Genomic DNA, 14,095 nt, shown 5'->3' on the forward strand with positions numbered 1-14,095 from the left:
ATTCTCAGTGACAATTTATGGGGCTACCGGGTCAGCTCTCAGTGACATTCAACAACCTCGGTGCATTCCGCAGCGAATGACAGCTCTCCGCCCTTTTTGGCACTTTGAAGATTAAAACCAGAGAACCGCAGGTCTCACTTCGAAATCGCCTTTGGTGAACGCTTTTGTAAGATATGGTGTTGAATCCAAAAGCCTATTTACGACGGAGGGGGTTATAAACCACGTCTGCGCTTTCATAGGCAATGGCCACAGACTGACCAAAGGTTGGTTTGAAGGTTCACTCGGGTTTGAAAGGGATTCGCGAAATTGGCGCAGACCCCTAAGTTGGGTATCTTGGGGGGAACCACGTAAGCTATTTTATAAATACGGTTTCAGCTTCCAAAACACTATCGGCGACGCGCAATATTATACGCGCCGCGCAATTTTATGTGCTTCCCTACAAAACCTTAGAAGTCGAGATTTTCGACGTTCAGCGCGTTCTGCTGGATGAATTCGCGACGTGGCTCAACCACATCGCCCATAAGCTTCGTGAACAGGTCGTCTGCTTCGGCCATGTCTTCTACCCGCACTTGCAGCAACGTCCGTGCATCCGGATCGAGAGTGGTTTCCCACAGCTGGTCAGGGTTCATCTCTCCCAAACCTTTGTAGCGCTGAAGGGACAGGCCCTTTTCTCCTTCGGCAAATATCGCGTTGAGTAGGTCCATGGGGCCATGGATCAACTGGTTGCGGTCTTTACGAACTAAAGTCGCCGGCAGGTTATAGACGTCCTGCAAGTGCTCGGTGAAGGTGCCTGATTTGCGGGCTTCACCGCCGCGCAGCATTTTGCCATCCAGCGTGCGTACTTCTTCAACGCCGCGCAGCATACGGGCCAGTTTGATACCGTGGTCCTGCGTAATTCGACCTTGCCAACCACGCTCGTATTCTAGGGCGATCAAGTTCAGGCGCGTAGCGACTTTATCCGCGACGCCTTGCAAATCCTGCTCTACCGCGCCGGGGACGAACGCGCCGGCAATGGCGGCCTGTTCAAGGATGTGACGGGGATAATGTGTCGGGAAAGCTTCCAAGACGCGGCGCATCTGGCGGGCATAATCCACCACGCGCGCCAGATCCTGACCGCCGATTTCCTCGCCATTGCCTTGCCGCAACATCGCACCGTCGATGCCTTGCTGGATCAGGTATTCTTCCATCGCGGCCTGATCCTTTAGGTAGACCTCTGATTTTCCGCGCGACACTTTGTAAAGCGGCGGTTGCGCGATGTAGAGGTGACCGTTTTCGATCAACTGTGGCATCTGACGGTAGAAGAACGTGAGCAAAAGCGTCCGGATGTGCGCACCGTCCACGTCCGCATCCGTCATGATAACGATCTTGTGGTACCGCAGCTTTGCGATGTTGAACTCATCCCGGCCAATGCCAGTGCCAAGCGCCATCACAAGGTTCCCGATCTCCTGAGAACCGAGCATGCGATCAAATCGCGCGCGCTCAACGTTGAGGATCTTACCCTTAAGCGGCAGAATGGCCTGTGTCTGACGATCACGACCCGTTTGGGCGGATCCACCGGCAGAGTCACCCTCCACGAGGAAGACTTCGGTTTTGGACGGGTCTTTTTCTGAGCAATCCTTGAGCTTGCCAGCAAGGAAGTTCACATCCATCGCTGTCTTGCGCCGCGTCAGGTCACGCGCCTTACGCGCCGCTTCACGGGCGTGGGCAGCTTCGATGATTTTACCCACAACGATCTTGGCGATCTGAGGATTCTCTTCAAACCATTCGGCCAGCTTTTCGCTTACCAGGCCTTCTACAGCCGGGCGCACTTCGGAGCTTACCAGCTTGTCCTTGGTCTGGGAGGAGAACTTGGGATCAGGTACTTTGACGGAAAGCACACATGTCAGGCCTTCACGCGCGTCATCGCCAGTGAAGGAGACCTTCTCCCTCTTTGCGATGCCAGAGCTTTGTGCGTAGTTGTTGATCGTCCGTGTTAGCGCGCCACGAAAACCTGCCATATGCGTGCCGCCATCGCGCTGTGGGATGTTGTTGGTGAACGGCAGGACGTTCTCGTGGTAGCTGTCGTTCCACCACATCGCGACCTCAACGCCGATGTCGTCCTTTTCGCCTGTGATAAAGATCGGTTCTGGCAGGATCGAGGATTTGTGGCGGTCGAGGTATTTTACGAACTCCTTAACGCCACCATCGTAACACAGCAGGGATTCCAACGCTTCGGTCGGACGCTCGTCGCGCAGGATGATCTTCACGCCAGAGTTCAGGAATGCCAGTTCACGCAGACGCTTTTCCAGCGTTTCGAAAGAATACTCAAGGTTCGAGAATGTATCAGTGGAAGCAAGGAAGCGAACTTCGGTGCCTGTCCGGTCTGTATCGCCCAAAGTCTCAAGGTGCTTGGTGGTAAAGCCGCCCTCAAACCGTGCGATGTGTTCTTTGCCTTCACGCCAGACCCGCAACTCCAGCCAGTCGCTCAAAGCGTTTACAACGGATACGCCAACGCCGTGTAGGCCACCGGATACCTTGTAGGAGTTGCTGTCGAACTTACCACCCGCGTGCAGCTGGGTCATGATGACCTCGGCTGCTGAAACGCCTTCTCCTTCATGGATGCCTACAGGAATGCCGCGACCGTTATCAGAGACGGAAACCGAGCTGTCCTCGTGGATGGTGACGGCTACGTGGTCCGCATGACCGGCAAGTGCTTCGTCGATACCGTTGTCCACAACTTCATAGACCATATGGTGCAGGCCAGAGCCGTCATCGGTATCACCGATATACATACCCGGACGCTTTCGAACGGCCTCCAAGCCTTTGAGAACCTTGATGGAATTTGCACCGTATTCTTCTGGTTTCTGCTCTGTCTCGGACATGTCGTTGATCCTGTTTTTCAATTCGCTAAATATACGGTTTTCGGGCCGGATTGTCACGCGAATGACACAAGATTTTATGGTGACCTGAGGCGATGATCAGGCGGGCGCTGAAACGGCTGAAATCCCGTCGGTTTCGCTGACCAAAAGGGTCTGCGCGCGGCCGCCCATCGCCTCAAAAAGTCCGTCCTCGGTGCCGGTCATCCACGCCTGCGCGCCAAGCGCTATAATCTCGTCATAAAGGGCTGCGCGACGCCCCGCATCCAAATGTGCTGCGACTTCATCCAACAGCAACAGCGGTGGCGCGCCAAAATCAGCGGCGAGCGCGCGGGCATTGGCGAGAATCAACGAGACAAGCAGTGCCTTCTGCTCACCGGTTGAGCAGTCGCGCGCAGGAACACTTTTTGCTGCGAACACGCCATGCAGATCCGCACGGTGTGGACCGATCAACGTGCGCCCCGCCGACAGGTCCCGCATCCGGTTGCCTGCCAAGGCCGCGCGCATCGCCTCCACATCGTCCGGCATCTCACATTCCAGTGTGAGTGTTGCTGTGGGAAAGGCGGTCTCTGCCGCTTCTTGCGCCTTCTCAAGCGCAGCAAGCGCGTGAAGACGGTTGTGGTGGATCGCCACGGCTGTTTCCGCCATCCGCGCCTCTAGCGCGGCGTACCACGATGGCTCTCGTACCATATCCTTTAGCAATCGGTTGCGTTCACGCATAGATTTCTCAAACCCAAGCGATATTTCAGCGTGGTCTGGCAGAAAGCTGAGCGTCATGCGGTCAAGAAACCGCCGCCGCCCTTCGGCCCCTTCGATCCAAAGCCGGTCCATTGAGGGGATCAGCCAAAGCACACGCGCGATACGACCAAGAGCGGTCTGCGCGGTGGGTTTGCCATCAATGCGCACTTGCCGCGCGGCGCCTTTTTCAGAAATGACCTCAATCTCGCTCACGCCCAATGGGCCGTGCAGTAAAGCGGTGATCTTCCAGCCCAACGCTTCGGGGCGGCGAATCATATCTTCGGCACTTGCACGGCGCAGTCCGCGACCGGGTGAGAGCAGTGAGATTGCTTCAAGTATATTGGTCTTGCCCGCACCATTGTCGCCATGAATGGCCACAGGTCGCGCATCTACTTCGATCACCGCCCTCTTGTGAGAGCGGAAATGCGAAAGCGTCAAATTGGAAAGATAGAGACCAGCCATTTATAAGTGCCGGAATTTTTGGAAATTCCGGAGCGCCTTACACACGCATTGGCATGACAACATAAATCGCCGAGGTGTCATTCCCCTCACGCATCAGGGTTGGGTCACCCGAAGAGTTGAAAAGGAACACGGCGTTCTCGCGATCAACTTGAGATGCAATCTCAAGGAGGTACTTCGCGTTAAAACCAATCTCCAATCGCTCATCGCTATAGGCTACGGCCAGCTCTTCTTCGGCGGCGCCACTGTCAGGCGCGTTGACGGAAAGGATCAGGCGATCCTCGTCTAATTGCAGCTTCACGGCGCGAGAACGCTCTGAGCTTACGGTTGCCACACGGTCAACAGCACGGGCGAAGTCTGCGGCGTCCACCTCAAGCTTGCGGGTGTTCCCTTGCGGGATGACACGTGTGTAGTCGGGGAAGGTGCCGTCAATAACTTTGGATGTAAGCGTGATCTGTGGTGTGGCAAAGCGGACCTTTGTCTCTGATACAGATACGGCGATTTTCATATCGTCGTCTTCTAACAGCTTGCGCAGCTCACCTACGGTTTTACGCGGAACAATTACGCCGGGCATATCAGCGGCACCCTCGGGCATATCCGCATCGATGCGGGCCAGACGGTGACCATCAGTTGCCACGCAGCGCAGCATTTTGCCGCCATCACCGTCAGCGATGTGCATATATACACCGTTTAGGTAATACCGTGTTTCTTCGGTCGAAATTGCGAATTTGGACTTGTCGAATAGGCGCCGCAGCACCGCCGCGTTTGCCGAGAAATTTGAGGCATACTCCGACGACGCCATCACTGGAAAATCTTCCTTGGGCAATGTCGCGAGCGAGAAGTTGGAGCGGCCTGCTTCTACTGTCAGGCGGCCGGCAGCGGTGTCGGCTGTCAGGGACACCATCGCGCCATCAGGCAGCTTGCGGACAATCTCATGCAGCGTTGTCGCGGCTACCGTGGTCGCACCGGAGCGCTCTACAAGAGCGTTGGCTTTGTCGACCACTTCGATGTCCAGATCGGTTGCGCGGAAAGACACTTCGTTGCCTTCGGCCTCGATCAGAACGTTCGCAAGGATCGGTATTGTATTACGCCGCTCAACCACGGATTGCGCCTGCGAGACGGCCTTAAGCAACGCGGCGCGTTCGATGCTGAATTTCATTTGACTATCTCCACTTCACAGGGTCGGGAGGGGCAAACTACCCGCTTCCCGCTCAATCACAAGACTTAACGAACCACAGACCTAAAACGCAGCCCCGTCAAGGGCTACGCTGTGGCATCGCTGCATCTTTAAGGGCTTAACCTTCGAGCGCGCGGCGCAAAAGCTCCAGATCTTCGGCGATTTGACCATCGGAGACTTTGAGCTCTTCAATGCGTTTGACGCCGTGCATGACGGTCGTGTGGTCACGCCCGCCAAACCGGCGACCGATTTCTGGCAGGGACCGGCTGGTCATGTGTTTGCACAGATACATCGCGACCTGACGAGGGCGGGCATAGCTGCGCAAGCGCTTTGGCCCGATCATATCCGACAAACGGATGTTGTAGTGATCCGAAACCTTGCGCTGAATTTCTTCAACGGTGATTTTACGCTCGGAGGCGCGCAGCACATCGGCAAGACAGTCTTGCGTCAATTCCATATCAATGCGCCGACCCACGAGAGATGCAAATGCAAACAGTCGCGTCAATGCGCCTTCAAGTACCCGCACGTTGGTAGAGATGCGATGGGCGAGGAATTCCAAGATGCCGTCTTCCATTTCCAGCTCGGGATAGGAGGCGCGGTGGGTGTCGACCTTGGTTTGCAAGATTCCGAGGCGGAGCTCGTAATCAGTAGGGTGCAAGTCCACGACCAGACCGCATTGCAGGCGCGACTTCACACGATCTTCAAGGTCCTTGATGTCCTGAGGCGCACGGTCGGCAGAGATGATGATCTGTTTATGCTGGTCTACAAGCGCGTTGAAGGTGTGAAAGAACTCTTCTTGCGTGCTGTCTTTGCCGGCGATGAACTGGACATCATCCACCATCAGTACGTCAACTGTGCGGAAAATCTCTTTGAAGTCCATCATCTTGCGGTCACGGAGCGCTTGCACAAAGCGGTACATAAACTGCTCGGCGGACAGGTAAAGAACGTTCAGCTCTGGTTTACGGGCCTGAAGCTCTTGCGCGATCGCGTGCATCAGGTGGGTTTTACCAAGCCCTACGCCGCCATACAAAAACAGCGGATTAAACGTAACCGGACCACCTTCGGCCACGCGGCGCGCGGCAGCGTGGGCCAGTTCGTTCGGTTTCCCGACGACAAAGGTATCAAACGAAAAACGCCTTTCCAGCGGCGCGGTATAGGGAGATGTCGTGCTGGCCGCTTTGGGCGTAGCAGCACGTGGAGCGGTGATGGCATCGGTTTGGCGCGTCGCGGGTTTGGCCGCTATGCCAGCCACTTCGAAATTCAAACGAGACAGCGAACTGTCAAAGGCTTTCATCTCATGCAGAATCAGGTCGGCGAAATTCTGGCTTACGTAGTTACCAAAGAACGTCGTTGGTACATTTACGGTCGCGATGCCAGCCTGCGAAGAGCCAAGCAGCAAGGGATCAATCCAGGTCGTATAGTTGTTCTGCCCAACTGTCTTTAGAAGTCGTTGCTTAACGTTGCCCCATTCGTCGCGTGTCATTCTTTACCCACCGTCATCATTTACGCCGCCGACTGCGACAATACCCCGACCTGATCAACCGAATAGACAAAGCAGGCCTTCCGGTCCCTCGGAAGCCGGCCCAGTCCATCGGACAATAACTAAAGTGCACGCGACACCTAGGCGCGAAAACGCACCAAAATAATCGAACGACACCGTTTTAAATCGTGACAGGCAAATGTGCTGGCAGCAGCATCTGCAACTCTTTCCAATGCCCCGATCGGGTATGGAAAGAGACCTTCTTATCGTTTGGCTACCTCTAGCAAAATAGCTTCAGATGATCGGGTCTGTCCCCCCGCGATGTGACTCGCTCACCCTAACTACCAAGGCCGCGCCTGACGGTTCAACATAACTTATTTGTTGACTCGGACTTTGCTGAAAAAGAATCTCGTGGGCCTGTGAATGGGGGCCCAAAAACAACACAGGCGCCACCAATGGTGACGCCTGAATAAAATAGCTTTGTCGGGGTATTAAACGATTGCTTTGACCCGCGAGGCAAGGCGCGACATTTTGCGCGATGCTGTGTTCTTGTGATAGACGCCTTTGGTCACGCCGCGCATCAGTTCTGGCTGTGCTACGCGAAGTGCCGTAACGGCATCTTCCTTTACGCCCGATGCGATTGCTTCTTCAACTTTGCGCAGGAACGTGCGGATGCGCGAACGACGTGCTTTGTTGACTGTGAAACGCTTTTCATTCTGGCGGGCGCGTTTTTTCGCTTGTGGGGTATTTGCCATGAGGATCATCCTATCAATTAATATCGTGTCAAAGCGTGCAACCGCTCCCGCATGGGAGGACACCGATAGGTGATTCTAGCCTGAGCGGGCTGCACGCGCATGTATGAGGGGGCCTATAGCGGGATTTGGGCGGGTTTGTAAAGGCGACTGTGTTGCATCGCTGCGAACGTGCGGTTCGGGCCGACTTCATGAGAAGTCTGGAATGCAACTCGTGACTGCTTTCTGAGCGTTTGGGTTTCGCGGAAGATGGGCCTGAACCTACCCAGCCGGAAGCATACTGTGACATGTCTCAGAGACGAAGTTGGATAGCCGTGATTGCAACAATGCCTTGAAAAAGTGACCTGATAAAGCTGTGACAGGAATCGCAAAACTTGGTGCCTAGGCCTCAATCCACACGTACCAAGATGGTTCGGATTTCTTTTTCGGCCTTCGCATCATGTATCCGTCTAAATACCAGATCCAGCCCTTCATCCACCAAGGTGCGGTGAAATTCCTGCATCTCATAATCTCCTATATCGTTGATAAACAGAGAAAATACAGAAAGGGTGTCGCCCTCGAATCGAGCCCAGACAAACGGTTCGCCCCGTAGCGGATCAAGCGGAGTCGCCTTCCCGAACAGGTTGTTCTTCATCGCAGACTTATAGATATTATCCCGAGAGCTAGGCACGAACTCAATTGTGTAGGTCTTGGATTTAATGCGGTCATTGCTTTTGTAGCTCACGGACGTCCAGCTCAAGATAAAGCCGTTCTTGGTTGCCGTAATCGTTGTGCTCATGTCCCGGCGTTCAGTCTTGCCCTCAAAAACGAACTCGGCCTCACCTTCGTACGTCCCTTCAAATTGCTCGATCGCTTCTGCCACAGCTATGCTCGGGCACAGAAGGATAAGTATGAGAATTAGTTTGCGGAGTTTGAGCATGAGGTTTTCCATTCCGTAAGCTTACTGCTCATATGACATATTACCAACACCGTTCTCAAACGACTTCGGTAATATCTATAGCTACTGGTGGTTCAGGTTTCTACTTTTGCATATGACGGCTTGACGCATTCAGCAAGAATCCAAAGCTATCTGACTGATGCCTGTGCTTGGAAGCGTTTATCACAGGTCAATTTAGCCAAGTCCCGAAAAGATCGGCCGGTCGCCCTGCGGTTTTTTCGGATTACACTGCTGAAGCCGCTGACCGGGCGGACGAAAAGCACATGTTCGTGCGGGAGAAATAAGCGGCGCTTTTGCCCCTGAAAAATTCCTTGCAGGGCGCGGCCGCCTTCAGCGATCTCTGAACTGCGCTTCGCGCTTCTCAAGAAACGCGCCCATGCCTTCTTCCTGATCTTCGGTGGCAAACAGCGCGTGGAACATGCGGCGTTCAAACAGCAGGCCTTCGCGCAGTGGCACTTCGTAGGCGCGGTTCACGGACTCTTTCACAACCATGACGGAGATCATCGATTTCTCGGCGATCTTCTGCGCGGCGGCCTGTGCTTCATCAATCAGCTTCTTCACGGGCACAACGCGCGAGACAAGGCCGGATCGCTCTGCCTCATCCGCATCCATAAAGCGGCCCGTCAGGTTCATGTCCATCGCCTTGGACTTGCCCACGATCCGCGTCAGACGCTGGGTGCCGCCAATGCCCGCAACAACACCAAGGTTGATTTCAGGCTGGCCGAATTTCGCGGTCTCGGAGCAGATAATAAAGTCACACATCATCGCCAGCTCACAGCCGCCGCCCAGCGCATAACCGGATACTGCCGCGATGATAGGCTTTCGGATCCGCATGATCTGGTCTGTCTCTGCGGTGAAAAGATCGCCAGAGAACGCGTCAACAAAGGATTTTTCCTTCATCATCGCAATGTCGGCACCGGCGGCAAATGCCTTTTCAGAACCGGTAATGATGATGCAGCGCACCTTGTCGTTGTCCTGGCAAGCCTTGAGGCTATCTGCCAGCTCGGTCATCAACTGATCATTCAGCGCGTTCAACGCATCGGGCCGGTTAAGCGTTACCGTTGCCACATGGTTTTCGACGTCGAGGATGATCGTTTCATAAGCCATTTGATGCGGCCCTTTGCTGTTGCTCTGACGTGCTTGCATAACATGCGCGCGATACGGTTCAAGCTATCTTTGACATACTGGACAGTAGAAAGAGGAGCGCCCCGATTGCACGATGCGCGCAATGGTACCTTCACACCCGTCCCGCCGACAGGGAGCGCCTTCCCTTCCGTAAACGTCAAAGGAGTGTTGGAAATATCCAAGCTCTCCATCGGCTTGGCGAAAATCGCGCAAAGACGACCCGCCTGCCTCTATAGCCTCTTTCAGCACGGTGCGAATGATCGGAACCAACGCCGCGACCCGTGGTGTGGCAATATGTCCCGCCTTGCGCTTGGGGCTGATTCCCGCCCTGAAAAGAGTCTCGCAGACATAGATATTGCCCAATCCGGCAACAATATGCTGGTCCAGCAGCGCCGATTTGACGGGTGTATTGCGCCCTTCGAACGCGTTGCAGAGAATCGCCTCGTGAAAATCATTGCCCAAAGGCTCCGGTCCCAGCACGGCCAGCAGCTTATGTTCATGTGCAGTTGCGGTCGTCATCAAATCCATCGCACCAAAGCGGCGCGGGTCGTTGAAGGTGATCCGCGCGCCGTTCTCCATATGAAAGACGACATGGTCGTGCTTTTCCGCCGCTGGGTGTTCGTGAACGAAGTTACCCACGGGATCGCCAGACACCAGCATCCGCCCTGACATCCCCAGATGGACCAATAGCGTTTCACCAGAGCTAAGATCGGCAAGGATGTACTTGGACCGCCGCCGCAGCCGCTCCACCCGTTGACCGGTTAGCCGCTCTGCCATCCGCTCTGGAAAAGGCCAGCGCAAGTCGGGCCGGTTCACATCGGCACGGCTAATCACCACGCCCTCCATCACGGGGGCCAGCCCGCGGCGGACGGTTTCGACTTCGGGTAACTCCGGCATGATGGCTCCTGCGGCAAATGGCGGTTTGTATCTGCTGTTCTGAGGCTATATCCCGTCATAGACAAGATCAGGACCAAGCCCATGACCGACAAGACCACCCATTTTGGTGCTCAAACCATCCGCGAGGACGAGAAAGCGGGCAAGGTCCGCAGCCTCTTCACGGATGTCGCCAACAAATACGACATCATGAATGATGTCATGAGCATGGGCATCCACCGCGTTTGGAAAGAGGCGATGATGGACTGGCTCGCGCCGCGACCCGGTCAAAAGCTGCTCGATGTGGCTGGTGGTACAGGTGATGTGTCCTTTAAGTTTCTTAAGCGCGCAGGCCGTGGTCACGCGACGGTATGTGACCTGACCGAAGGCATGCTGATCGAAGGCCGCAAGCGCGCCGAAGCCGAAGCGATGCAAGACAGCCTTGATTGGGTTGTGGGCGATGCGATGGACCTGCCTTTCGAAGACAACACATTCGACGTCTACACTATTTCATTCGGTATCCGGAACGTGACGCGGCCGCAAGTTGCCCTGAACGAGGCTTACCGCGTTCTTAAGCCGGGCGGTCGCTTGATGGTGTTGGAGTTCTCTCAACTGCCGAATCCGATGATGCAAAAGGCATATGACCTGTACAGCTTCAACGTCATCCCGAGCATGGGGCAGATGATTGCAAATGACCGCGACAGTTATCAGTACCTCGTCGAATCCATCCGTAACTTTCCTGAACAGGATACATTCCTTGGCATGGTGCGCGAAGCTGGATTCGAGAATGCAAAGTACCGGAACCTGACCATGGGTATTGCCGCTCTTCATTCAGGCTGGAAAATCTAAATGCGTGGTCCCCACAATATCTGGCGTCTGATCCGTACTGGCGCCACGCTGGAGCGTACCGGCGCGATGAATTTTGTTCTGGATGCGTTTGAAGCACCCAAGGCTGTCCGATTTGTCGCCCGTGCTCTTGCGGTTCCATTTAAACCTTTAGGCTATAAAGGTGACCCCACTCTACAGCCTGCGACCCGCGCGCTTACGGCCCTAGGCCCTGCCTATATCAAATTTGGCCAGATCCTTTCGACCCGTCCTGACGTGGTTGGGGACGAAATGGCGCTGCAATTGCGTGTTCTTCAGGACCAACTGCCCGCCTTCCCCGTCGAGGTTGCCAAGGCCGAAGTCGAGAAAGAGCTTGGTCAGCCCGTAGACGTCATATTTTCCGAATTTAGCGAACCTGTCGCCGCCGCCTCCATCGCGCAAGTGCACAAAGCTCGTCTGCACAGCACCGGCGAAGAGGTAGCCGTCAAAGTCCTGCGGCCCGGTATCGAAAAAGCCTTCCGCAAGGATGTCGATGCCTTCTATCTCGCCGCTCGTATGGTTGAGATCTTCTCACCCGGCTCCCGCCGTTTGCGCCCGATGGATGTCATTGAGCACTTTGATGGCGTGGTCCGCGGTGAACTGGACTTGCGGCTGGAATCCTCCGCTGCGTCCGAATACGCCGCCAATACCAAAGACGATCCCGGGTTCGAGCTGCCGAAGATCAAATGGGATTACTCGGCGCGCCGCGTGATGACGCTGGGCTGGGCCGAAGGTGTCCCTATGGGTGACAACGCGGCCATTGATGCTGCGGGCCACGACCGCGTTGAACTGTCAGAACGTATTCTAGCCCTCTTTCTCCAGCACGCGTTGCGAGATGGCTATTTCCATGGCGACATGCATCAAGGCAACCTCAAGGTCGCCGCAAACGGCAACATCATCGCATTCGATTTCGGCATCATGGGCCACATCGATGAATACACCCGCCGCGTCTACGCAGAAATTCTCTATGGCTTCATCCGCAAGGATTATAAGCGCGTGGCCGAAGTTCACTTCGAAGCGGGCTATGTGCCGGCGGATAAAGATGTCGACGAATTCGCCCGTGCCTTGCGTGCTGTAGGGGAGCCTATCTTCGGCATGGACGCCGACCGCATTTCCATGGCCCGCCTGCTGGCGTACCTGTTCGAGGTAACGGAACGATTTGGTATGGAAACCCGGACCGAGTTGATCCTATTGCAGCGTACTATGGTTGTGGTCGAAGGCGTTGCCCGCTCGCTCAATCCGCATATGAACATCTGGCAAGTCGCGGCGCCGATCGTAACGGATTACATCACCAAATCCATCGGCCCCAAGGCGGTGATCAATGATCTGACCAAGACTGCGCGCGTGCTTTCACGCTTTGGTCCACGCCTGCCAGCGCTTGTCGAAGCGGCCCTGATCCGTCAGGCGGACGCTTTGCCGCCTGCGCGCAAGCCGTTCAAACGTTATCTTGCCCTTGCTGCCGTTATTGGTGCAGGCGCGGCAACAGGTGTCATTGCTCTGATTGATGCGCTGACCTGATCCATATTTAGGCTGAAAATAGTCTGTGGCAGGGCGATAGGGTTCGATGCCCTGCCACCCTGACGAAATGGTTCGCGCTATCAGATAAGCTCAATCGCCAGCGCAATGCCCTGACCGCCACCAATACACATGGTGATCAATCCGCGCTTGCCGCCTGTACGTTGCAATTCATAAAGCGCTTTGATTGTGATGATCGCGCCCGTTGCGCCCACTGGGTGTCCCAAAGCGATTGCACCACCATTCGGATTGACCCGCGCCGGATCAAAGCCCAGCGCCTTGCTCACTGCCAATGCCTGTGAGGCAAAAGCTTCGTTGCTTTCAATGACGTCGAAATCATCTGCCGTCAGACCAGTTTTTTCAAACAGCTTGGTCACGGCAGGAATGGGGCCAATCCCCATGACCTCAGGCCGAACACCTGCGTGCGCATAGCCGATGATGCGCGCCAAAGGACGAAGTCCGCTGGCAGCGGCCGATGAGGCACGCGCGAGGACAAGTGCAGCCGCGCCGTCATTAATACCGGACGCATTTCCCGCCGTGACAGAGCCGTCTTTCTTGAATACTGGACGCAGACCGCCAAGCTTTTCGAGCGTGGTGGATTTGGGATGCTCGTCCACCGCGAAAGCAACGGTGTCGCGTCCTATGCGCACGTCTACCGGCACGATCTGTTCGGCGAAATGGCCCGCTTCGATAGCCGCCGCTGCGCGCTCTTGCGACAGCATGGCAAAGGCGTCCTGCTCCTCACGGCTCACGTCATGTTCGCCCGCGACGTTTTCAGCGGTGACGCCCATGTGTCCAGTCCCGAACGGGCAGTTCAACGTGCCCAGCAACATATCGAGCGTGGCCACATCGCCCATCTTCTGACCCCAGCGCGCTGCGGGCATGATGTAGGGTGCGCGGCTCATGCTTTCGGCGCCACCAGCCAGCGCAAAATCTGCATCGCCCAGCATAAGCGACTGGACGGCTGACACGATGGCCTGCACACCAGATCCGCACAGACGGTTTACGTTCATGGCAGGAACCGCGTCTGGCACACCCGCTTCCATCGCGGCCACACGGCTAAGGTACATGTCACGCGGCTCGGTGTTGATCACATTACCAAAGACCACATGACCGATCTGTGCTGCGTCTACGCCCGAACGTTTGAGCGCCTCTCGGGCCACTTTCGCGCCCAATGTAGTTGCAGGCGTACCAGCAAGCGCACCACCAAAGGTACCAATGGCAGTGCGTGCACCGCCCAGAATTACGATATCGTCCGACATGATTTCTCTCCCAAGATATTCCGCGCAGATTAGAAAGCCGTCGCGTCCTTGTCAGCTA

Annotated in this window: 11 protein-coding genes; 2 read left to right on the forward strand and 9 right to left on the reverse strand. The window is 55.6% G+C overall.

Annotation, left to right across the window (positions count from 1 at the left end):
- Positions 1–446: 446 nt before the first annotated feature.
- The 8 genes from gyrB to mutM form a co-directional block, all read right to left on the reverse strand.
- Entirely contained in the window at positions 447–2,861 is a 2,415-nt protein-coding gene (gene gyrB, locus V7730_RS01210) for a DNA topoisomerase (ATP-hydrolyzing) subunit B (RefSeq protein ID WP_335745753.1), read from the reverse strand.
- 96 nt (positions 2,862–2,957) lie between these two features.
- Entirely contained in the window at positions 2,958–4,055 is a 1,098-nt protein-coding gene (gene recF, locus V7730_RS01215; RefSeq protein WP_335745754.1) for a DNA replication/repair protein RecF, read from the reverse strand.
- A gap of 37 nt (positions 4,056–4,092) precedes the next feature.
- On the reverse strand, positions 4,093–5,211 hold the full coding sequence (gene dnaN, locus V7730_RS01220) for a DNA polymerase III subunit beta (protein WP_335745755.1): 1,119 nt from the start codon (positions 5,209–5,211) through the stop codon (positions 4,093–4,095).
- 136 nt (positions 5,212–5,347) lie between these two features.
- Positions 5,348–6,712, reverse strand: coding sequence for a chromosomal replication initiator protein DnaA (gene dnaA / locus V7730_RS01225; RefSeq protein WP_335745756.1), 1,365 nt, complete (start codon positions 6,710–6,712; stop codon positions 5,348–5,350).
- A 488-nt stretch (positions 6,713–7,200) separates the two neighbouring features.
- Complete coding sequence (gene rpsT, locus V7730_RS01230) at positions 7,201–7,464, reverse strand: 30S ribosomal protein S20 (protein WP_335745757.1); 264 nt, start codon at positions 7,462–7,464, stop codon at positions 7,201–7,203.
- Between the two features lie 385 nt (positions 7,465–7,849).
- Complete coding sequence (locus V7730_RS01235; protein WP_335745758.1) at positions 7,850–8,380, reverse strand: hypothetical protein; 531 nt, start codon at positions 8,378–8,380, stop codon at positions 7,850–7,852.
- Positions 8,381–8,728: 348 nt separating this feature from the next.
- Positions 8,729–9,505, reverse strand: coding sequence for an enoyl-CoA hydratase (locus V7730_RS01240; RefSeq protein ID WP_335745759.1), 777 nt, complete (start codon positions 9,503–9,505; stop codon positions 8,729–8,731).
- A 63-nt stretch (positions 9,506–9,568) separates the two neighbouring features.
- Positions 9,569–10,420 carry a bifunctional DNA-formamidopyrimidine glycosylase/DNA-(apurinic or apyrimidinic site) lyase gene (mutM, locus tag V7730_RS01245; RefSeq protein WP_335745760.1) on the reverse strand — a complete coding sequence of 284 codons (852 nt, stop codon included), beginning with the start codon at positions 10,418–10,420 and terminating at the stop codon, positions 9,569–9,571.
- An 81-nt stretch (positions 10,421–10,501) separates the two neighbouring features.
- On the opposite strand from mutM, the gene ubiE reads away from it, so the two are divergent.
- Positions 10,502–11,245, forward strand: coding sequence for a bifunctional demethylmenaquinone methyltransferase/2-methoxy-6-polyprenyl-1,4-benzoquinol methylase UbiE (gene ubiE / locus V7730_RS01250; RefSeq protein ID WP_335745761.1), 744 nt, complete (start codon positions 10,502–10,504; stop codon positions 11,243–11,245).
- A complete protein-coding gene (gene ubiB, locus V7730_RS01255; protein WP_335745762.1) occupies positions 11,246–12,778 on the forward strand; it encodes a 2-polyprenylphenol 6-hydroxylase in 1,533 nt (510 codons plus the stop codon).
- A gap of 80 nt (positions 12,779–12,858) precedes the next feature.
- Here ubiB and V7730_RS01260 read toward each other — a convergent pair whose 3' ends face one another.
- Positions 12,859–14,037 (reverse strand): acetyl-CoA C-acyltransferase family protein, encoded by a 1,179-nt coding sequence (locus V7730_RS01260; RefSeq protein ID WP_335745763.1) that lies wholly within the window; start codon positions 14,035–14,037, stop codon positions 12,859–12,861.
- Positions 14,038–14,095: the final 58 nt, after the last annotated feature.

The organism is Sulfitobacter sp. (assembly GCF_036961165.1).
GTDB lineage: Bacteria > Pseudomonadota > Alphaproteobacteria > Rhodobacterales > Rhodobacteraceae > Sulfitobacter.

Bases quoted from the DNA above. Each gene is read 5' to 3' on its own strand.
- gyrB (WP_335745753.1), bottom strand. From the start codon at position 2,861: ATGTCCGAGACAGAGCAGAAACCAGAAGAATACGGTGCAAATTCCATC.
- recF (WP_335745754.1), bottom strand. From the start codon at position 4,055: ATGGCTGGTCTCTATCTTTCCAATTTGACGCTTTCGCATTTCCGCTCT.
- dnaN (WP_335745755.1), bottom strand. From the start codon at position 5,211: ATGAAATTCAGCATCGAACGCGCCGCGTTGCTTAAGGCCGTCTCGCAG.
- dnaA (WP_335745756.1), bottom strand. From the start codon at position 6,712: ATGACACGCGACGAATGGGGCAACGTTAAGCAACGACTTCTAAAGACA.
- rpsT (WP_335745757.1), bottom strand. From the start codon at position 7,464: ATGGCAAATACCCCACAAGCGAAAAAACGCGCCCGCCAGAATGAAAAG.
- V7730_RS01235 (WP_335745758.1), bottom strand. From the start codon at position 8,380: ATGCTCAAACTCCGCAAACTAATTCTCATACTTATCCTTCTGTGCCCG.
- V7730_RS01240 (WP_335745759.1), bottom strand. From the start codon at position 9,505: ATGGCTTATGAAACGATCATCCTCGACGTCGAAAACCATGTGGCAACG.
- mutM (WP_335745760.1), bottom strand. From the start codon at position 10,420: ATGCCGGAGTTACCCGAAGTCGAAACCGTCCGCCGCGGGCTGGCCCCC.
- ubiE (WP_335745761.1), top strand. From the start codon at position 10,502: ATGACCGACAAGACCACCCATTTTGGTGCTCAAACCATCCGCGAGGAC.
- ubiB (WP_335745762.1), top strand. From the start codon at position 11,246: ATGCGTGGTCCCCACAATATCTGGCGTCTGATCCGTACTGGCGCCACG.
- V7730_RS01260 (WP_335745763.1), bottom strand. From the start codon at position 14,037: ATGTCGGACGATATCGTAATTCTGGGCGGTGCACGCACTGCCATTGGT.